Raw genomic sequence first — 18233 nt, forward strand, 5'->3', positions numbered from 1 at the left:
TCGTCCTTGTCTTCCGTCAGACCGTGCGGAGGTCGCTGAGCGGCGTGCCGTCGGGGGCGGGGGTGCCGGTGCCGAGGTCGGAGTACGACGAGAGCGTGCCGCGGATCGCGGTCGCGGCAGCCACCAGCGGCGAGACCAGGTGCGTGCGACCGCCCTTGCCCTGCCGGCCCTCGAAGTTGCGGTTCGAGGTGGACGCCGAGCGCTCGCCGGGGGCCAGCTGGTCGGGGTTCATCCCGAGGCACATCGAGCAGCCCGCGTTGCGCCACTCGGCACCGAAGTCGAGGAAGATCTTGTCCAGGCCCTCGGCCTCGGCCTGCAGGCGGACGCGCGCCGAGGCCGGGACCACGAGGACGCGGACGTCGTCGGCCTTGTGCTTGCCCTGGACGACCTTGGCCACCGAGCGCAGGTCCTCGATGCGGCCGTTGGTGCACGAGCCGATGAACACCGTGTCGACCTTGATGTCGCGCAGCGGCTGGCCGGGGACCAGGCCCATGTACTCGATCGCGCGCTCGGCGGTGACCCGCTCGTTCTCGTCGGCGATCTCGGCCGGGACCGGCACCGAGCCGCTCAGCGGCAGACCCTGGCCGGGGTTGGTGCCCCACGTGACGAAGGGCTCCAGGTCCTCGGCCTCCAGCACGACCTCGACGTCGAACGTGGCGTCCTCGTCGGACCGCAGGGTCTTCCAGTACTCGACCGCCGCGTCCCAGTCCGCGCCCTCGGGCGCGTGCGGCCGGCCCTGCAGGTAGTCGAACGTGGTCTGGTCGGGCGCGATCATGCCGGCGCGCGCGCCGGCCTCGATCGACATGTTGCAGATGGTCATGCGCGCTTCCATCGACAGCGCGGTGATCGCCTCGCCGCGGTACTCCAGGACGTAGCCCTGGCCGCCGCCAGTGCCGATCTTGGCGATGATCGCCAGGATGATGTCCTTGCTGGTCGCGCCCTCGGGCAGGCGCCCGTTGACCGTGATCGCCATCGTCTTGAACGGCGCGAGCGGCAGCGTCTGGGTGGCCAGCACGTGCTCGACCTCGCTGGTGCCGATGCCGAACGCGAGCGCGCCGAACGCGCCGTGGGTCGAGGTGTGCGAGTCGCCGCAGACGACTGTCAGGCCCGGCTGCGTGAGCCCGAGCTGCGGGCCCACCTGGTGGACGATGCCCTGGTCGGCGTCCCCGAGCGAGTGGATGCGCACGCCGAACTCGGCCGCGTTGTTGCGCAGGGTCTGGATCTGCGTGCGGCTCGTCTCGTCGGCGATGGGCCGGTCGATGTCGAGCGTCGGGGTGTTGTGGTCCTCCGTCGCGAGGGTCAGGTCCGGGCGTCGCACCGGGCGCCCGGCGAGCCGCAGACCCTCGAAGGCCTGCGGGCTGGTGACCTCGTGCACGAGGTGCAGGTCGATGTAGAGGAGGTCGGGCGCCCCGTCCGCGCCACGGCGCACGACGTGTGCGTCCCAGACCTTCTCTGCCAACGTGCCGGCCATCTTCTCGGTCCTGTCTCTAGTCCACTTGGGGGTGTCGCTTGCATCTCAGCCTGCGAGACGCCAATATCGACCTATGGACAACTCTAGCGGAGTCGGCGTGCTGGACAAGGCCGCGTCCGTTCTCAGCGCTCTCGAGGCGGGGCCGGCCACCCTCGCCCAGCTCGTCACCGCCACCCATCTTGCCCGTCCCACAGCCCATCGGCTTGCGGTCGCCCTCGAGCACCACCGCCTCGTCGCGCGCGACATGCAGGGCCGGTTCGTGCTCGGACCGCGGCTCTCCGAGCTCGCCACCGCGGCGGGCGAGGACCGGCTGCTCGCCGCCGCCGGGCCCGTGCTCGCCGCCGTGCGCGACCACACCGGCGAGAGCGCACAGCTCTACCGCCGCCAGGGCGACCAGCGCATCTGCGTCGCGGCCGCCGAGCGACCCATCGGGCTGCGTGACTCGATCCCCGTGGGCGCGACGCTGACCATGCAGGCCGGCTCGGCCGCGCAGGTGCTGCTCGCGTGGGAGGAGCCCGACCGCCTGCACCGCGGGCTGCAGGGCTCGAAGTTCACCGCGACGATCCTGTCCGGCGTCCGTCGCCGCGGCTGGGCCCAGTCGGTGTCCGAGCGCGAGGTGGGCGTCGCGTCCGTCTCGGCACCCGTGCGCGGCCCGTCGGGGCGCGTCGTGGCGGCCGTGTCGGTCTCCGGCCCGCTGGAGCGCCTCTCCCGGCAGCCGGGTCGGCTGCACGCCGCGGCGGTCGTGTCGGCGGCCAACCGGCTGACCGAGGTGCTGCGCCGCACGGCCGACTGATGGCCGTGCGAGGCCCCGCGGCGGCGCGGCGACGCCTGCGCCGCCGGGTGGCGCTCGTGTGCTTCGCGGTGGGGCTCGTCGCCGGCGTGGCGCTCGTGCTCGCCAGTGGTGGGGGCGCGGGCGGCGCGGTCGTCTCCGGCGTCGTCGTCGGCGCGCTCGGAGCGGGCGTCGGCGCGCTCGTCGTCGCCTTCCTCCCGACGAGCCACCACGGGCCCCCGGGGCAGCACTGAGCCCGCGCGCACCGCTGAGGCCGCGGTGCGCTCAGTCCCCCGCCAACGCAGAAGGGCCCGGTCACCGTGGTGACCGGGACCTTCTCGTACGTACCCCCGACCGGATTCGAACCGGCGCTACCGCCGTGAGAGGGCGGCGTGCTAGGCCGCTACACAACGGGGGCCTATAGCCGCTCGACCCGAAGGTCTCGCGTGCCGAGTGAACACTTTACCCGATGAACCGAGGGACTCGGACCATCCAGATCAGCGGTGCTCGCGCTGGGGTACCAGGACTCGAACCTAGACTAACTGAACCAGAATCAGTCGTGCTGCCAATTACACCATACCCCATGGGGGTATAACCCCCGGCGGCTCAACGGTTCCCGAGGGGCCGATGAGATCGTCCACCGGACGTCCTACCGGCGGTGAACACTACCCGAGCGTGGGCGCCGCGGTCCAACTGGCACCCCGCCGGCGCCGGCTTCGTGACGAAGGCCACGCCGCGCTCAGCGCGGGATCTGCGCCAGCTCCGTCGCGTCGTACCAGAGCAGGTCGGCATCGTCGAGGCGCTCCCCCGCGGCCTCGTCCCCGGCGAGCGCCGCCGCGACCACTGCGGCCGCACCGTGCTCGTCGACGTGCGCGCAGACCACCTCGGCGACGGGGACGTCGCCGCTCACCTCGACCAGCGACGGCGCGCCGTCGTCGGCGTCGTCGACGGCGGACACCCGACCGTCCGCGACGTCCAGGGAGAGCACCACGCGCAACCGCGGCGCGTCCGGGGCGTCCCGCAGCAGGTCGAGGCTGTCGTCGGCCGCCATGAGCTGCGCCGCGAACTCCAGCCCCTCCTCGTCCTCGTCGGGCAGCGCGAGCCGCAGCGCCGGGGTCACCGCGTGCCCGCGCCGGGCGGGCAGGAGGGTCGCGTCGAGCTCGTCGAGGGTCGCAGGCAGGTAGATGCGCACGGGGCCAGTCTGCCCCTGGTCAGCCGCGCACCCCGGCAGGTGCGGGCTCGGGCGCGTGCCGGGCATCGGTCACGAGCGCCTCCACGAGGGCCTCCAGGCGTGCCGCCGCCGCGGCGATCGCGCGCCGCTCGGGCGAGCCCGGCGCGACCTCGCGCAGGGTGCGGGCCTCGAGGAGGGCAGTGTCCGTCGCCGCCCGGTCCTCGGGCACCAGGATCGCATCGCGCACGCCGGCGTACCGCGCCAGGGCCTGCGCGACGGCCTCGGCCGGGCGGGGCCCGGCCACCGAAGCGCGCACCCGGTTGACCACGACGAGCCGGGTCCCGGCGAGGCCGAGCTCGCTGAGCTCGCTCAGGCCACGGACCAGCCGCTGGATGCCCACCGGGTCGCCCGCGCCGACGACGACCACCACGTCGGCGGCCTCGAGCGTGCGCAGCGTCGCCGCGTTGCGCTGCGGTGCGCGCGTGTCGTAGCTCAGCAGCTCGTCCTGCTCCAGGCAGAAGCCTGTGTCGACGACGGTCCACCGGGCGACGTCGCGGGCCACGCTCCAGACGGACTCGAGCGCCGAGGAGGACAGCTCCGGCCATCGATCGGCGCGCGAGGTGCCCGACAGCACGCGCAGGTCCGTCGCGACGAACGGCGACAGCCGCGCCAACGTCGTCGGATCGAGCAACCCCTGGCCCGCCTGCCGCACGGCGGCGGCCAGGCCGGGAGCCTCGTCGAGCAGGCCGACCACCTGGGCGACGCTGCCGCCGTAGGTGTCTGCGTCCGCGAGCAGCACGGGTGCACCGCGGGACGCGAGCTCGGCAGCCAGGTTGACCGCGACGGTGGTGCGTCCCGGAGCGCCGGCCGGGCCCCACACGGCGACGACCCGGCCGCGCTCCGCCGGCGCGGCGGGATGCGTAGGCACCGGCGCGGGCCGGGGGGCCGGCGTCGCGTCAAGCACGCGCAGCACCGCGTCGACCACGTCCGCCGCGGTCGCGTCGTCGTGCGGCTCGGTCAGGACCTCGTCGGCGCCCGCGCCGCGAAGCCGCTCCACCGCCCAGGGCCCCGTGGGGTCGGCCAGGCCGATCGCCAGCACGCCGGCGGCGTGCAGCGCGTCGACCGCCTCGCGGTCCAGGTGCTCGAGGTGGCCGGAGACGACGGCCACCCGGCCCAGCCCGGCCTCGGCTGCGGCCAGCAGCTCGGTCGCGTCGGCGCACCTGCGGGTGACCTGCAGCTGTCCGTGCGCCTCGAGCGCCTGCACCACAAGCGACTCGGCGGCGCCACGGATCGCCGTCAGCACGCCGTGCGGCACGTCAGCCCCCCGTTCCCGGCACGGCGACGACGTCGAGGACACCGTCCGAGGCCAGGGCCGCCAGCACCTGCGGCATCTGCTCCTCGGGGACGACGACGTGCACCGCGGTCCCGTCGACGCCGCCGAGCCCGCGCTCCGGGCGGACGACCTCGGAGACCGGGAGCGCCTGCGCGAGCTGGCGCGGCGGCGCGGCCGGCTCGTCGGCGGAGCCGGCCGCGGGCGTGAACCACACGTCGACGAGCGCGCCCACGGTCACGTCTCTGGACGGGGCACGCTCGAGCGGGATGGCGACGGCCCGCACGTCGAGGTCGCCCGCGCCGCCGACGGCGTCCGCGGGCACCAGCTCGTCGTCGCCCACCACGCGCACCACGACGGCGTCGGTGGGCAGCGGCTCCTGCGCGCTGAGGTAGTGCTCCAGCTCGCCCGCGCCCAGCTGGACGTCGGCGACCACCACGTCGTCCGGGCCCAGCCGCTGGCCCGGGACCAGCGCGTCGCGCGCCACGTAGACCGGCACGGTGTGCTGCGCCTGCTGGACCGCCCAGGCGCCGAGAGCCACCGAACCCGCGACCATCGCGACGCCGACGAGCAGCCGTGGGTCGCGCCACCCCGGCCTCCGCAGGCGCTGGGCGACGGGGGCCGGCAGGTCGAGCACAGCGCTGTCCATCGGCTCTCCATCACGTCGGCGGGTGCGGGTGTTCGCGCACGGAGCGCCATCCTGCCGGAAGGAGCGGCCGAAAGGGGGCGAAACGGGGGATTGTGGACGAGCGAGATCTGGTCGTTGCTCGTGCCAGACTGCGGTCATGCCACCGCGGTTCCTCACGCTCGCCGACGTCAGCGAGGTCCTCAACATCTCCGCGCAGCAGACGTACCAGCTGCTCCACTCCGGCGAGCTGCGCGGCATCCAGATCGGCCCCAAGCGGGTCTGGCGCATCGAGGCGACCGAGCTCGAGAGCTACATCCAGCGCATGTACGAGCAGACCTCGCCACGCAAGGCGGGTTCGGACGCCTCCACGGAGGCCGCGCCGCGCTGACGTGACCGCGCTCAGCCCGTCCGGACCGACCGGAGGGCCGCGAACGGGATGGCCCATGTCGCACCAGGCGCCCCGTCGCCGGTGACCACGTCGACGTAGTCGCGCCCGACCGACCCGAGGCGCCCGCCGACGTCGCCCTCGCCCGCCCGCAGCACCACGGCGGCGCGATCCCGTGCCAGCACGCGCAGCGCGTGCCCCAGCCCGAGGCGACGCTCGACCCGACCGGGCTCAGGGGCCACGTGCGGCCCGACGCCCGCGACCGCCGCGACCGCGCGCAGCGGCACGAGCACACGCCGATCGCCGCCCTGGGACAGGAGGAGCCACTCGTCGGTCGCGTCGACGAGCTCCCCCTCGAGCGGCTCGTCACCCGCCACGCGCACGCGGAGCGCGCGACCGACCGAGCCCCGTAGCCGGTCGGACAGGTGCACGGTGGCCCGCTCCCCGCGCACCAGCTCCGCGACGTCGGCGCGCAGCCCGGCGCGGTCCGCCGCCGCGAGCTGCGCCTCCATGTCCTCGAACAGGCTCTCCCATCGCACGTGGACACCGTAGGGCCGCGCGCCTGATGGGGGGCTCGCCCCAGGCGCACAGTGGACACGAATCGGACATTCGGGTACATCTATGCGCAGCAAGCGAGGTAAAAACACATCAAACCAGACCATCGGGGCTCAACATGAACAGATCGGGCAGAGCGTTCGCACCGTCAAGCACGGCGCTCGTCGCGGGCGGGCTCGCGGCGGCGGGTCTCACGGCTCGGCTCACCGCTGGGCTGCTGGATGCGCCGAACCACCCGGTCCGCATCGAGGACGTCGTCGAGCGCGGCGTGGCCGTGCTGGGCGTCGTGGTCGGGGCCTGGCTCGCCGGGTGGTGCCTCGTGGGTGCGCTCTGCCTCGTCCTGCGGGCGCTGGGCGGCCGGTGGCGCCGCGGCGAGCGCGCGGTGCACCGGTGCGCGCCGCTCGTCGTGCGCCGGCTGCTCGCGGCCGGCGTCGCGACGACGCTGGCCGTCGGCGTCGCGTCGGGCGCGGGCGCCGCGGGGGTGTCTGCGACGAGTGGAGGAGACGCGCCCGGGCCGACGCACGCGCGGGCGGCGACCACCCCCGTGGGCCTGGACCTGGGCTGGGGTGCGGCCGCGGGGTCGGACGAGCCGCGGAGGCCTCCGTCCGCCGACACCGACGACCTCGGGTGGGTGGTGACCACGCCGGCGCGCCGGACTTCCGCAGACGCGGCGTCAGCCGAGCCGACTCCGGCTGCGCCCCGGCCGCCGATCCCCGAGGTCCGCGTGTCACCGGTTCGCGCATCGCCGCCGGCGCCGACGCCCACCCGGTCGGCCGCGAGCGCCGCGAGCGCCGCGAGCGCCGCGAGGACCCTCGAACCCGGCGCGTCGGCCCGCGTGCTCACCCAGCGGCACGCGCCCGACGAACGGACCGCCGACCCTGGTCCGTCGGTGCCGACGAGCACCCCGCCCGGCGCACCCTCGGCCCTACCCGCGAGCGTGGTCGTGCGACCCGGCGACACCCTGTGGGCCATCGCCGCCGCGCACCTGCACGCGGGCGCCTCCGACCGGGCGGTCGCGGAAGCGTGGCCCCGCTGGTACGCAGCGAACGAGGACGTCATCGGCGACGATCCGGATCGCATCGAACCGGGTCAGCACCTGCGCCTGCCGGTCGAGGGAGGCGAGCGATGAGCGCGCTCACCGCCTCGCTGATCGAGGAGCTGCTGGTCGTGCAGGCTCCCGAGCCTGAGCGACCGCTCGCCGATCAACCGCTCGCCGTGGTCGAGCACCCGCGGCAGGACCGCCCCTCGACGCGCTCCGGTCCCCGCGTCCGGCTCCTGCCCGCGCCGCCGCCGCCGGCCACCCCGGTGGCGGTCGGCCCGGCGCTCGCGATCCCACCCACGGTGACCCGTCGGATCGCGGTGCTGCGGTCGACGGACCGCTCCCCCGTGCTCGAGGCGGCGGACGAGGCACGAGGGCCCACCCCGGCCGCGGACCCCGCCCAGGTGGGCCGGACGGTCGCGCACGCCGTGGTCGAGGTGCTGCTCGGACGCCGGCCCGTGGCGCAGCTGGCCCGCTGGGTCACGCCCGGCGTCTACGCGACCGTCCAGGGACGCGCCGCGCTCACCGCCCGGGTGCTGGGTCCGCGCCACGTCGCCGGCCGCGGCGCGACCGTGCGACGGACACGCGTGTGCGTGGTCGACGAGCACGCGTGCGAGGTGAGCGTGGTCGTCGACGACGGCTCACGGGTGCGCGCCGTCGCGCTGCGTCTCGAGACCCATCGCGGCACATGGCGGACGACGTCGTTGGAGGTGGGCTGAGGGCGGGAAACGACGGGAGGGTCGCACCGACAGCGGTGCGACCCTCCCGTGCGACTGCGTGGGCAGCGTCAGCGGCGCGTGGCCTGCGTGGCGGCCGTGCGACGCGCCTCGCGGTTGTCGCCCTCGGCTCCGGCCGCGGCGGCGGGCTTCGCCGTGGCGCCGGGACCGTCGCCGCGGGTCACCACCGCACCGTCGCCGTCCGCGGACGGCGCCGTGTACTGCAGCGGGACGCGCTTGGCCGGTCCGTCGATGCCCTTGGCGACGAGCTTGGAGGCGGCGGCGCCCTGCGCGGCGGCAGCGGCCGACTCGACGGTGATCGCCGCCGGCTGCTCCTCCTCCTCGACCTGGACCTCCAGGTTGTACAGGAACCCGATCGTCTCTTCCTTGATCGCGTCGGTCATCGCGTTGAACAGCTGGTAGCCCTCGCGCTGGTACTCCACGAGCGGGTCGCGCTGCGCCATGGCGCGCAGGCCGATGCCCTCCTTGAGGTAGTCCATCTCGTAGAGGTGCTCGCGCCACTTGCGGTCCAGCACCGAGAGCGTCACGCGCCGCTCGAGCTGACGCATGTTCTCCGAGCCGATCTGCGCCTCGCGCTCCGCGTACGCGTGCTCGGCGTCCGAGAGCACCTCGCGCTCGAGGAGCTCGGCGGTGACGCGCGTCGCGCCCCCGGCCTGCTCCACGACCTCCTCGGACGTGATGCTCACGGGGTAGACGGCCCGCAGCGCGGTCCAGAGCGCCTCGAGGTCCCAGTCCTCGGGGCGTCCCTCGGCCGTCGCGGCACTCACGTAGGCGGACAGCACGTCGGAGCGGAAGTGGCCGATCTGCTCGTGCAGGTCCTCGCCCTCCAGGACACGACGACGCTGCTCGTAGATGACGACACGCTGGCGGGACATCACGTCGTCGTACTTGAGGACGTTCTTGCGGATCTCGAAGTTGCGGGCCTCGACCTGCGACTGCGCGGACTGGATGCCGCGCGTGACGATCTTCGACTCGAGCGGCATGTCCTCGGGGAAGCCGGCCCGGGTCATCATGGTCTCGGCCAGGTTCGAGTTGAACAGGCGCATGAGGTCGTCCTGCATCGACAGGTAGAACCGGGACTCGCCCGGGTCGCCCTGACGGCCGGAACGACCACGCAGCTGGTTGTCGATGCGGCGAGACTCGTGCCGCTCGGTGCCCAGGACGTACAGGCCCCCGAGCTCGACGACCTCGTCGTGCTCCGCCTGCACGGCCTCCTTGGCCTTCTCGAGCGCGTCGGGCCACGCGGCCTCGTACTCCTCCGGGTTCTCCGAGGGATCGAGACCACGCGCGGCGAGATCGGCGACGGCCATGAACTCGGCGTTGCCGCCGAGCATGATGTCCGTCCCGCGACCGGCCATGTTGGTGGCGACGGTGACGGCGCCCTTGCGTCCGGCCTGCGCGACCACCGCGGCCTCGCGCTGGTGCTGCTTGGCGTTGAGCACCTCGTGCGGCACGCCCTGCTTCTTCAGCTTCGACGACAGCAGCTCGCTCTTCTCGACGCTCGTCGTGCCGACCAGGACCGGTTGGCCCTTGGCGTGGCGCTCGACGATGTCCGCGACGACGGCGTCGAACTTGCCGTCCTCGCTCTTGTAGACGAAGTCGCGCTGGTCGATGCGCTGCATCTCGCGGTTCGTCGGGATGGGCACAACGCCCAGCTCGTACGTGCCCTGGAACTCGGCGGCCTCGGTCTCGGCCGTACCGGTCATGCCCGAGAGCTTGGAGTACAGGCGGAAGTAGTTCTGCAGCGTGATCGTGGCGAGCGTCTGGTTCTCGGCCTTGATCGCCACGCCCTCCTTCGCCTCGATCGCCTGGTGCATGCCCTCGTTGTACCGACGGCCGGGCAGGATGCGGCCCGTGTGCTCGTCGACGATGAGCACCTCGCCGTTCATCACCACGTAGTCCTTGTCGCGCTTGAACAGCTCCTGCGCCTTGATGGCGTTGTTGAGGAAGCCGATGAGCGGCGTGTTGAGGGACTCGTAGAGGTTGTCGATGCCCAGGTAGTCCTCGACGCGCTCGATGCCGGGCTCGAGGACGCCGACGGTGCGCTTCTTCTCGTCGACCTCGTAGTCGCGCTCCGCCTGCAGGCGGCGGACCACCTTGGCGAACTCGGCGTACCAGCGGTTCGCGTCGCCCGAGGCGGGTCCGGAGATGATCAGCGGCGTGCGGGCCTCGTCGATGAGGATCGAGTCGACCTCGTCGACGATCGCGAAGTTGTGGCCGCGCTGCACCAGCTCGTCCGTGCTCCACGCCATGTTGTCGCGCAGGTAGTCGAAGCCGAACTCGTTGTTGGTGCCGTACGTGATGTCGGCCGCGTACTGCTCGCGGCGCTCGGCCGGCGTCTGGTTGGAGAGGATGACGCCGCTGGTCAGGCCCAGGAAGCGGTAGACGCGCCCCATGAGCTCGGCCTGGTAGCTGGCGAGGTAGTCGTTGACGGTGACGACGTGCACACCCTTGCCCGTGAGCGCGTTGAGGTACGCGGGAGCCGTGGCGACGAGGGTCTTGCCCTCACCGGTCTTCATCTCGGCGATGTTGCCGAGGTGAAGCGCCGCACCGCCCATGAGCTGCACGTCGAAGTGACGCTGGCCGAGCGTGCGCCGCGACGCCTCGCGTACGGCGGCGAAAGCCTCGGCCAGCACGTCGTCGAGCGTCTCGCCGTCGGCCAGGCGCGCCTTGAAGCGGTCCGTCTCCTCGCGCAGCTCCGCGTCGGAGAGCGACGTGAAGCTGTCCTCGAGGTGGTTGACCTGCTGAGCGATCCCGGCCAGCTTCTTGACTATCCGGCCCTCGCCGAGGCGCAGAACCTTCTCGAAGATCGCAGACACGCAAGACTCCCGACGTCAATCTCACCCCGTTCGCCAACGACGTCGGGGCAGCGTGGATGACCGACCGCACGGCCGGGCCCGACCATCGTAGGCGAGGCGAGCGCTCGTCGGCGCGTATCGACCACACGCGACGGTTCGGCGCTCGGCGAACGCCCACGTCAGCCGACCGGCACCGCACGCACCGCCGTGTGCAGGTGCGTGGCCAGGTCGCCAACGGCGGTGCCCTCCGCGTCGCCCACGGCCACCGCCTCGAGCCCGAGCCAGCGCGCCATGAGGGCGAGCTCGGTCGCGAGCTGCTCGACGACCTCGGCGTCGGAGGCTCCCGACCGCGCCGGGGCGGGCGCGCGGTGCGCGCCGTGCACACGCAGCACCTTGTCCTTGCGGTCGGCCTTGAGGTCGACGAGGGCCTCGAGCGACTCGCCCACCAGGAACGGCAGCACGTAGTAGCCCCACACGCGCAGCGGAGCGGGCACGTAGATCTCGATGCGGTAGCGCAGCCCGAACAGCTCCTCGAGCCGTCGCCGCTCGAACACGAGGGGGTCGAACGGGCTGAGCAGCGCGGCACCGGTCGCCCGCCGGGGAAGGGTCGCGTCGCGGTGCCGCAGCACGGGCCGCTCCCAGCCCGCGACGATGCCCGGCACCAGGACTCCCTCGTCGACCAGGTCGGCGACCGCCGGGGCCAGGCGGGCCTGCTTGAGCCGAAAGTAGTCGCCCAGGCACCGCTGCGTGCCGATGCCGTGCGCGCGGGCGGCGATCGCGACGAGCTCGCGCACCGCGTCCGCGTCGTCGGGGAGCGCGCGGGCCAGCACACCGGGAGGCAGGACCCGCTCGGTGAGGTCGTAGCGCCGCTCGAACTGGGCGTTTCGGCCGGCGGAGGTCACCTCGCCCACGAAGAACAGGTACTCCAGCGCGCGCTTGGCCTCGGTCCAGTTCCAGCCCCACTGCTTCGCGCCCTGGGGCCGCTCGGCGTCCAGCAGCTCGTGCACGCGCGCCGCGGTCACCGGCCCGTGCTCGCCGACGAGCGCGCGCACGTCGTCGAGCAGCGTGCCGGCTCCGGAGCTCCCGGGGACCGCCGCGATGCCACCCCACGCCTCCGAGCGGTAGGCGCGGCGGCGCCACTCCAGCAGCCGGAACGTCTCGGGCGGCACGAAGGACGCCTCGTGGGCCCAGGCCTCGACGAGGCGGCGCGGGGGCGAGCCCGCCGCGCGGTCCAGCAGGGCCGGATCGTACGGACCCAACCGGGAGTACGCGGGCATGAGGTGCGCGCGGGCCAGCACGTTGACCGAGTCGATCTGCAGCAGCCCCAGCCGGTCGACCACCTGCTGGAAGTGGCGCATGGTGACGGGCCCGGCGAAGGCCGGTCGGGGGGTGGCCAGGCCCTGGGCGCGCAGCGCGATCCGGCGTGCCTGCGACAACGAGTAGCGCTCGGTGGGCGGGGCGGCTGCCATGCCGACATCCTGCCCGCTGCCACCCACACGGCGGGCAGCGCGACGCCCGGCCGGGGTCGAGCCGCCAGCCGGGCGTCGGGTCAGGGTGCCCCTGTCGGGGTGTGTGTCAGCGGGCGGCCGCGGCCGCGTCGCCGAACGGCGCCGCCACCGGGGTGTCGAGCTTGATCACGCCATAGCTCCACCCGCGGCGCCGGTAGGCGACCGCCGGCTGCGCGGTCTCGGCGTCCACGAACAGGAAGAAGTCGTGGCCGACGAGCTCCATCTCGTAGAGGGCGTCGTCGATCGTCATGGGGAGCGCCTCGTGCAGCTTCTCCCGGATGAGGACGGGAGAGTCCCCCAGCGTGTGCTCGATCGTGCCGTCGCTGGGCGCGGGCTCGGCCGACGGCGCCGGCACGGGCTCGGGCGGACGGACGTCCACGGGCGTGAGCGGAGTGTGGTTGCGGTGGTCCTTGCGCCGGTCGCGGGAGCGACGCAGGCGCTCGAGCAGCTTGCCCAGCGCCAGGTCGAGTGCCGCGTACCGGTCGTCTGCGACCGCTTCCGCGCGGATCACGGGCCCCTTGTCGATCACGGTGAGCTCGACGCGCTCACAGCTGCCTGACTGTCGGGGGTTGGCCTCGTGCGAGACGAGGACGTCGATCCGCTGCGCGCGGGGGGCCAGCTGCTCCACCTTGGCGAGCTTCTGCTCGAGGTGGGCGCGGTACTTGGGCAGTACCTCGGTGTGCCGGCCGGCAACCACAATCTCCATGTGAGCCTCCAGGGAGGTGAGGGCGGGCCCCAGCCCGCCACGGGTGTCGTACGTTCGTCGCCCCGGTGGGGCGTCGTGGCGGCATCACCTCCTCCCGCACCCGCGCACTGCACCTCGAGAGGTGCGGCGCCGTGGTGCCGTCGGCTCTGGCCTCCCACGCTATCCCCGTTCTGCGTGCATCGACCAGCCGCGGCCCCCGTCGCACGGGAAGTCGGCGGCCATTCACCCGCTGACCCCGCCCGGCGGAGGCGTCGACGCGAGCGTGAGCGCACCCAGCACGGTCGCGCCGTGCGCCTCCAGCGCCGCGCGGCACGCCGCGAGGGTCGCGCCGGTGGTGAGCACGTCGTCGAGCAGGAGGACGCGGCTCCCCCGCAGTCGTCCCCGGTCGCGCCGTCGCACCCGCACGTGGCCCGCGAGGTTGAGCCAGCGGTCCCGTGCACCCAGGCCGACCTGGTCGCCGCCGCGCCGCACCAGCACGGCTCTCGCCGTGGCTGGCGATCCCGCGGCGGTGCACCCGGCGGCGGCCGCCACGGCGAGCTCGCCCACGAGGCTTCCCCCGCGCCGCCGCTCGGCGCCCGGCGAGGACGGCGCGGGCACCACGAGCAGCGAGCGCGACCCCAGGCACGCCCCCACCTGGTGGCCGGCGGACACCATCGCCTCCGCCAGGGGCCGGGTCAGGTCCAACCGCCCGTGGTCCTTCCACGCGACCACCGCCGCACGCAGCGGGCCGAGGAAGTCCGCCAGCGTCCACACGGGCAGGGCCGGCTCCGCACCGAGCAGGTCGAGGCGGCCGGCCCGCTCCTCGCACCGCCACACCGGCCCGGACAGCGGCGCACGGCACGCGGCACACCAGGCGACGTCGTCCCGCCCGCAGCCCGCGCACTGCACGGGCAGCACCAGCCGCCCCAGCTCGCCCCACCATCCGCCCGCGGTCACAGCGAGAGCCTCGCCCGCCGGAGACCAGCGCGGGGGCGCGCGGCGGTGATCTGTGGACGGGGTGGCGCCGATCGGGGCCACCCGGCAGCGCCGCGTGCTCAGCCCGGGTAGCTCGGATCCAGCACGTCGGTCACGCCCGGCACCTCGGCCCAGCTCGCCGGGCCCTCGCGGCGCAGCGCCCCCTCGGTGGTCGAGACGTACAGCAGCCGGCCACCGGCGAGCCCGTCGACGTCGGCGACCTCCGGAAGGCGGACGGTGGGACCGGACACGGGCACGCGGTGCACCGTGAGCGTCCCGGCGCTGCGGCCCAGCACCGCGAGCGTCGACTCGTCGGCCCACACCACCGCGGTGGCGTCCGTGAGCGTCGCACCGGCCTGGATGACCTCGCCGATCTGCTGCGGGGCACCCTTGGCGTCGCGCGTCACCGCGCCGACGTTGAGCGTGACGCCGTCGGTCCCCGCCGAGATCACGGCGACGCGCGTCCCGTCGCGCGCCACGCGCACGGAGCGCACCTCGCGCCCGTCCAGGAAGTCCGCCTTGACCGCGACCTGCTCCCCGCCGACGTGCCCCACGACGAGGCCGCCGCCGGACGAGGCCGTCCACACCCAGCCGAACCGGTCGACCGACGGCGCGACCAGCCGCTGCCCGCTCACGAGCGTGACCGACGGCTTGTCGGCCTCCGGCAGCGTCACGACGGCGGACCCGTTCGCGACCGCCACGCGCAGGGAGCCGTCCTCGTTGCGCGCCGGGTGCCGCAGGCCGAGCCCGTCGAGCGAGGCGACGCCCGCGACGGGAGTCGTGGTCCGGCCGTCGAGGCCCACGAGCTGCCCGGCCTGGAGGAACTCGAGCGTGCCGTCCGGCTGGGTGCCGGACTCGAGGTCGTCGGGGTCCTCGAGGATCACCTCGCCCGTCTTGACCTGGACCGACCCCACGCCGCTGAGCGGCAGCAGGCTCGCGTAGATCTGCGCGAGCATCGGGCCGCGGTCGGCGGCGAGCACGGACGCCATGGGCGCCAGCCGCACCAGGGCCGTGCCGGCGGCGTCGATCTCGACGGCGTCCGGCTTGAGCTGGGTGCCGTCCGGCACCGCGGTGCGCACGGCGTCACGCAGCCACGGCGAGGGCCCCGCGATGAGCGCCTTCATCACGTGGGTGGGCAGGTGCTCGACGGGGAACCAGCGCGTCTCCGGCACCAGGTTCTTCTCGTCGGCGGCCAGGAAGTACACCGAGGCGCTGCGGAACTGGGTCTCGAAGACGACGCTCGAGATCACCAGGCCGTCGGGAGCGCTCGCGATGCGCCACTCGCCGTCGGCGTTGCGCACCAGGTCGTACGTGACCGACTCGCGCGCGTCCGGCGGGGCCTCGGTGTAGCGGCCCTCGCCGTCGATGCGGGCCAGCACGGGGACGTCCAGCGTGACCTGCGTCTTCGAGGTCTGCGCGGTGGTGAACGGTCCCGCGACGACGACGCCGGCGAGCGGCTTCCACGCCTCGCGCGCCTCCCCGGAGAAGTACTCGCGCGCGGTCACGAAGTCGTCGCCGAAGCCGGTCGCGCCGGCCAGCAGGAAGCTTTCGACGAGGTCCGACGGTCCCGCGCCGGCGTGCGGGCCCTCCGGCACGTTCTCGGCGTCGCCCGGGTCGCTCACGACGACGTCGCTGCGCACCACGGGCCCTTCGGTGGGCATCGCGGTGCACCCCGTGAGCGCGACCGCGGCCATCGCGGCGACGGCTGCGGCCCAGCAGCGCAGGCGCCTGGTCATCGGACCTCCTGGCGGGAGTCGGCGTGGCGCTCGTCATCCAGCTCGGGCAGGGACGCGGGGTCCGTCCGCGGGCGGACCACGGGAGCGGGCGGCGGCTCGGCGTCGTCGGGCACGAGCGGCAGCGGCGAGTCGGTCAGCCGGATGCCCGCACGGCGCGGGAGCGTGAGCCGGAAGCAGGCGCCGCGGCCCGGACGCCCCCAGGCCTCGAGCCAGCCGCCGTGCAGGTGCGCGTCCTCGAGCGAGATCGCCAGGCCCAGCCCGGTGCCCCCCGTGGTGCGTGCCCGCGCCGGGTCCGCACGCCAGAAACGGTCGAACACGTGGTCGGCCTCGGTGGCCGACATCCCGACGCCGTGGTCGCGGACCGTGACGGCCACGGCGTACTCGTCGGCGCCCACCGTGACCTCGACGGCCGTGCCCTCGGCGTGCTCGATCGCGTTGACGAGCAGGTTCCGCAGGATGCGCTCGACGCGGCGGGGGTCGATGTCGGCGACAGCGCGCTTGTCCGGCAGCGTGACCCGCAACCAGGAGCCGCGCCGCTCGGCCAGGGGGAACGCGTGGTCGGCTGCGGCGACGACCACGTCGCGCACGTCGCGCCCGTCGGCGTCCAGCACGGCGGCGCCCGCATCGAAGCGGCTGATCTCCAGGAGGTCGGCGAGCAGGTCCTCGAACCGGTCCAGCTGGGTCTGCAGCAGCTCGGCCGACCGCTTGACCGCCGGGTCGAAGTCCGTGCGCGAGGCGTGGATGACCTCGCCGGCCATGCGGATGGTGGTCAGCGGGGTGCGCAGCTCGTGGGACACGTCGGACACGAACCGGCGCTGCATGAGCGACAGGCTCTCCATGCGGCTGATCTGGTCCTGCAGCCCCGCGGCCATCTCGTTGAACGCGCGCGCCAGCGTCGCCATCTCGTCCTCGCCCTTGACCGGCATGCGCTCGGACAGGTGCCCGTCCGCGAGCCGCTCGGCCACCTCCGCCGCACGCCGCACCGGGCGCACGGCCTGCCGCGTGACGAGCCAGGTCATGGACCCGAGCAGGGCCACGAGCGCGACGCCCGCGAGCGCGAGCGTGCGCTGGAGGAAGTCCAGCCGCTCCTGCTCGGCCTGGAGGCTGTAGAGGAAGAACAGCTGGAACCGGCCGACGACGGGGACGTCGACGTTCTGGCCGATCATCACGGCCGGCTCGTCCCCGAGCGCCGTCGGCCACGTGACGGACTGCCAGTGCTGGCCGCCGACTCCCGTCGCGATCCGCAGCTCGGTGCTGACCAGCCCGTCGAGCGACCGGTCCGAGGCCGCGGCACCCACCGAGACCGGCGAGCTCTGCCCGGGCGCGCTGAGCAGGAACACCTCGCGCTCGCCCGAGCCGCCCGAGCTCTGGGCGATCACCACGTCGTGGAGCAGGCGCGAGACCTCGGAGCCCGTGGTCGCGGCCGAGAAGTCGAACGTCGCCTGCGCCTGCTGCGTGCTGCGGGCGCTCTCCTCGAGCACCTGCTCCACGCGCCCCTCGAAGAGGCTGTCGCGCATGCGCTCGCTGACGTAGGCGCCCACCAGGCCCAGCGTGACCAGGCCGATGGCCGTCGTCGTCGAGATCACCCGGACCTGCAGGGACGACCGCCAGGCATGCCCCCAGGACCGCACGCGCCGGCCGGTCCGGGCACGGAGCAGGCGCCAGGTCCCGGCCACGCGCATCACGTCGGGGTCACACCCGCCTTGTAGCCCACGCCGCGGACGGTCACGACGATCTCCGGCTGCTCCGGGTCGTTCTCGATCTTGGAGCGCAGGCGCTGGACGTGGACGTTGACGAGGCGCGTGTCGGCGGCGTGCCGGTAGCCCCACACCTTCTCGAGCAGGATCTCGCGGGTGAACACCTGCCACGGCTTGCGGGCGAGCGCCACCAGCAGGTCGAACTCGAGCGGGGTGAGCGAGATGAGGCGGCCGCCCCGCTCGACGCGGTGCCCCGGGACGTCGATGCTCACGTCACCGATGGACAGGTGCTCGGGTGCGGGCTCGTCGCTGCGACGCAGCCGGGCACGCACGCGCGCCACGAGCTCCTTGGGCTTGAACGGCTTCGAGATGTAGTCGTCCGCGCCGGACTCCAGGCCCAGCACGACGTCGACGGTGTCGCTCTTGGCGGTCAGCATGACGATGGGGACGCCCGACTCGGCGCGGATCTGCCGGCACACCTCGTTGCCGTCCTTGCCGGGCAGCATGAGGTCGAGCAGCACGAGGTCCGGCTGCGAGGCCCGGAACACCCCGAGCGCCTCGTCGCCGTCCTCGCAGAACACCGGGTCGAAGCCCTCCGAGCGCAGCACGATCCCGATCATCTCTGCCAGCGCGGTGTCGTCGTCGACCACCAGCACGCGTCCTCTCATGGCGCACATTCTCGCATCGACCCGGCGGCGAACCCGCGCGCGTGCGCAGGGATCACCCGAGTGCGTCCCCCGCGGGCCGCC

The 18233-nt window shown here is 74.0% G+C and carries 17 protein-coding genes and 2 tRNA genes; 5 read left to right on the forward strand and 14 right to left on the reverse strand.

Annotated elements, in window-relative coordinates:
• Positions 1-16: 16 nt before the first annotated feature.
• Positions 17-1471 (reverse strand): 3-isopropylmalate dehydratase large subunit, encoded by a 1455-nt coding sequence (gene leuC / locus QRT05_RS10235; RefSeq protein WP_289447126.1) that lies wholly within the window; start codon positions 1469-1471, stop codon positions 17-19.
• Positions 1472-1544: 73 nt separating this feature from the next.
• On the opposite strand from leuC, the gene QRT05_RS10240 reads away from it, so the two are divergent.
• Together QRT05_RS10240 and QRT05_RS10245 are read left to right on the forward strand one after the other, a co-directional pair.
• Complete coding sequence (locus QRT05_RS10240) at positions 1545-2264, forward strand: IclR family transcriptional regulator (RefSeq protein ID WP_118767660.1); 720 nt, start codon at positions 1545-1547, stop codon at positions 2262-2264.
• Positions 2264-2494 carry a hypothetical protein gene (locus QRT05_RS10245; RefSeq protein WP_289447128.1) on the forward strand — a complete coding sequence of 77 codons (231 nt, stop codon included), beginning with the start codon at positions 2264-2266 and terminating at the stop codon, positions 2492-2494. The genes QRT05_RS10240 and QRT05_RS10245 overlap by 1 nt, the downstream gene beginning before the upstream one ends.
• Positions 2495-2585: 91 nt before the next feature.
• Here the strand turns inward: QRT05_RS10245 and QRT05_RS10250 are convergent.
• The 5 genes from QRT05_RS10250 to QRT05_RS10270 all read right to left on the reverse strand — a co-directional run bounded on the left by QRT05_RS10250 (position 2586) and on the right by QRT05_RS10270 (position 5390).
• Positions 2586-2658 (reverse strand) — tRNA-Glu (locus tag QRT05_RS10250).
• A gap of 94 nt (positions 2659-2752) precedes the next feature.
• Positions 2753-2824 (reverse strand) — tRNA-Gln (locus tag QRT05_RS10255).
• Positions 2825-2979: 155 nt separating this feature from the next.
• Complete coding sequence (locus tag QRT05_RS10260) at positions 2980-3432, reverse strand: DUF6912 family protein (protein WP_289447129.1); 453 nt, start codon at positions 3430-3432, stop codon at positions 2980-2982.
• A gap of 19 nt (positions 3433-3451) precedes the next feature.
• On the reverse strand, positions 3452-4726 hold the full coding sequence (locus QRT05_RS10265) for an AAA family ATPase (RefSeq protein ID WP_289447130.1): 1275 nt from the start codon (positions 4724-4726) through the stop codon (positions 3452-3454).
• 1 nt (position 4727) lies between these two features.
• Positions 4728-5390 carry a hypothetical protein gene (locus QRT05_RS10270; RefSeq protein ID WP_289447132.1) on the reverse strand — a complete coding sequence of 221 codons (663 nt, stop codon included), beginning with the start codon at positions 5388-5390 and terminating at the stop codon, positions 4728-4730.
• Positions 5391-5526: 136 nt separating this feature from the next.
• Here QRT05_RS10270 and QRT05_RS10275 point away from each other — a divergent pair, with 136 nt between their 5' ends.
• Positions 5527-5757, forward strand: coding sequence for a helix-turn-helix domain-containing protein (locus QRT05_RS10275; RefSeq protein WP_289447133.1), 231 nt, complete (start codon positions 5527-5529; stop codon positions 5755-5757).
• An 11-nt stretch (positions 5758-5768) separates the two neighbouring features.
• On the opposite strand, the gene QRT05_RS10280 is transcribed toward QRT05_RS10275, so the two are convergent.
• Positions 5769-6293, reverse strand: a complete 525-nt coding sequence (locus tag QRT05_RS10280; protein WP_289447134.1) for a hypothetical protein — start codon at positions 6291-6293, stop codon at positions 5769-5771.
• 134 nt (positions 6294-6427) lie between these two features.
• Here QRT05_RS10280 and QRT05_RS10285 point away from each other — a divergent pair, with 134 nt between their 5' ends.
• Positions 6428-7438 (forward strand): LysM peptidoglycan-binding domain-containing protein, encoded by a 1011-nt coding sequence (locus QRT05_RS10285; protein ID WP_289447136.1) that lies wholly within the window; start codon positions 6428-6430, stop codon positions 7436-7438.
• Entirely contained in the window at positions 7435-8067 is a 633-nt protein-coding gene (locus QRT05_RS10290) for an Rv3235 family protein (protein ID WP_289447137.1), read from the forward strand. Before QRT05_RS10285 ends, QRT05_RS10290 begins: the two co-directional genes overlap by 4 nt.
• A 68-nt stretch (positions 8068-8135) precedes the next feature.
• On the opposite strand, the gene secA is transcribed toward QRT05_RS10290, so the two are convergent.
• The 7 genes from secA to mtrA form a co-directional block, all read right to left on the reverse strand.
• Positions 8136-10904: a preprotein translocase subunit SecA gene (gene secA, locus QRT05_RS10295; protein WP_289447138.1), complete on the reverse strand. Its 2769-nt coding sequence runs from the start codon at positions 10902-10904 to the stop codon at positions 8136-8138.
• Positions 10905-11062: 158 nt separating this feature from the next.
• Complete coding sequence (locus QRT05_RS10300) at positions 11063-12352, reverse strand: winged helix-turn-helix domain-containing protein (RefSeq protein WP_289447141.1); 1290 nt, start codon at positions 12350-12352, stop codon at positions 11063-11065.
• A 106-nt stretch (positions 12353-12458) separates the two neighbouring features.
• Positions 12459-13097 carry a ribosome hibernation-promoting factor, HPF/YfiA family gene (hpf, locus tag QRT05_RS10305; protein WP_289447143.1) on the reverse strand — a complete coding sequence of 213 codons (639 nt, stop codon included), beginning with the start codon at positions 13095-13097 and terminating at the stop codon, positions 12459-12461.
• Positions 13098-13319: 222 nt separating this feature from the next.
• On the reverse strand, positions 13320-14033 hold the full coding sequence (locus QRT05_RS10310; protein ID WP_289447144.1) for a ComF family protein: 714 nt from the start codon (positions 14031-14033) through the stop codon (positions 13320-13322).
• A 98-nt stretch (positions 14034-14131) separates the two neighbouring features.
• Entirely contained in the window at positions 14132-15787 is a 1656-nt protein-coding gene (locus QRT05_RS10315) for an LpqB family beta-propeller domain-containing protein (protein WP_289447145.1), read from the reverse strand.
• On the reverse strand, positions 15784-17469 hold the full coding sequence (gene mtrB, locus QRT05_RS10320; protein WP_289447404.1) for an MtrAB system histidine kinase MtrB: 1686 nt from the start codon (positions 17467-17469) through the stop codon (positions 15784-15786). Before mtrB ends, QRT05_RS10315 begins: the two co-directional genes overlap by 4 nt.
• Positions 17469-18152, reverse strand: a complete 684-nt coding sequence (gene mtrA / locus QRT05_RS10325) for an MtrAB system response regulator MtrA (protein WP_289447147.1) — start codon at positions 18150-18152, stop codon at positions 17469-17471. The genes mtrB and mtrA overlap by 1 nt, the downstream gene beginning before the upstream one ends.
• Between the last annotated feature and the right edge of the window lie 81 nt (positions 18153-18233).

The sequence above is a fragment of the Cellulomonas edaphi genome, assembly GCF_030362815.1.
In the GTDB taxonomy this organism is placed as follows: Bacteria; Actinomycetota; Actinomycetes; order Actinomycetales; family Cellulomonadaceae; genus Cellulomonas; species Cellulomonas edaphi.

Bases quoted from the DNA above. Each gene is read 5' to 3' on its own strand.
- leuC (WP_289447126.1), bottom strand. From the start codon at position 1,471: ATGGCCGGCACGTTGGCAGAGAAGGTCTGGGACGCACACGTCGTGCGC.
- QRT05_RS10240 (WP_118767660.1), top strand. From the start codon at position 1,545: ATGGACAACTCTAGCGGAGTCGGCGTGCTGGACAAGGCCGCGTCCGTT.
- QRT05_RS10245 (WP_289447128.1), top strand. From the start codon at position 2,264: ATGGCCGTGCGAGGCCCCGCGGCGGCGCGGCGACGCCTGCGCCGCCGG.
- QRT05_RS10270 (WP_289447132.1), bottom strand. From the start codon at position 5,390: ATGGACAGCGCTGTGCTCGACCTGCCGGCCCCCGTCGCCCAGCGCCTG.
- QRT05_RS10275 (WP_289447133.1), top strand. From the start codon at position 5,527: ATGCCACCGCGGTTCCTCACGCTCGCCGACGTCAGCGAGGTCCTCAAC.
- QRT05_RS10285 (WP_289447136.1), top strand. From the start codon at position 6,428: ATGAACAGATCGGGCAGAGCGTTCGCACCGTCAAGCACGGCGCTCGTC.
- QRT05_RS10290 (WP_289447137.1), top strand. From the start codon at position 7,435: ATGAGCGCGCTCACCGCCTCGCTGATCGAGGAGCTGCTGGTCGTGCAG.
- QRT05_RS10300 (WP_289447141.1), bottom strand. From the start codon at position 12,352: ATGGCAGCCGCCCCGCCCACCGAGCGCTACTCGTTGTCGCAGGCACGC.
- hpf (WP_289447143.1), bottom strand. From the start codon at position 13,097: ATGGAGATTGTGGTTGCCGGCCGGCACACCGAGGTACTGCCCAAGTAC.
- QRT05_RS10315 (WP_289447145.1), bottom strand. From the start codon at position 15,787: ATGACCAGGCGCCTGCGCTGCTGGGCCGCAGCCGTCGCCGCGATGGCC.
- mtrB (WP_289447404.1), bottom strand. From the start codon at position 17,469: ATGCGCGTGGCCGGGACCTGGCGCCTGCTCCGTGCCCGGACCGGCCGG.
- mtrA (WP_289447147.1), bottom strand. From the start codon at position 18,152: ATGAGAGGACGCGTGCTGGTGGTCGACGACGACACCGCGCTGGCAGAG.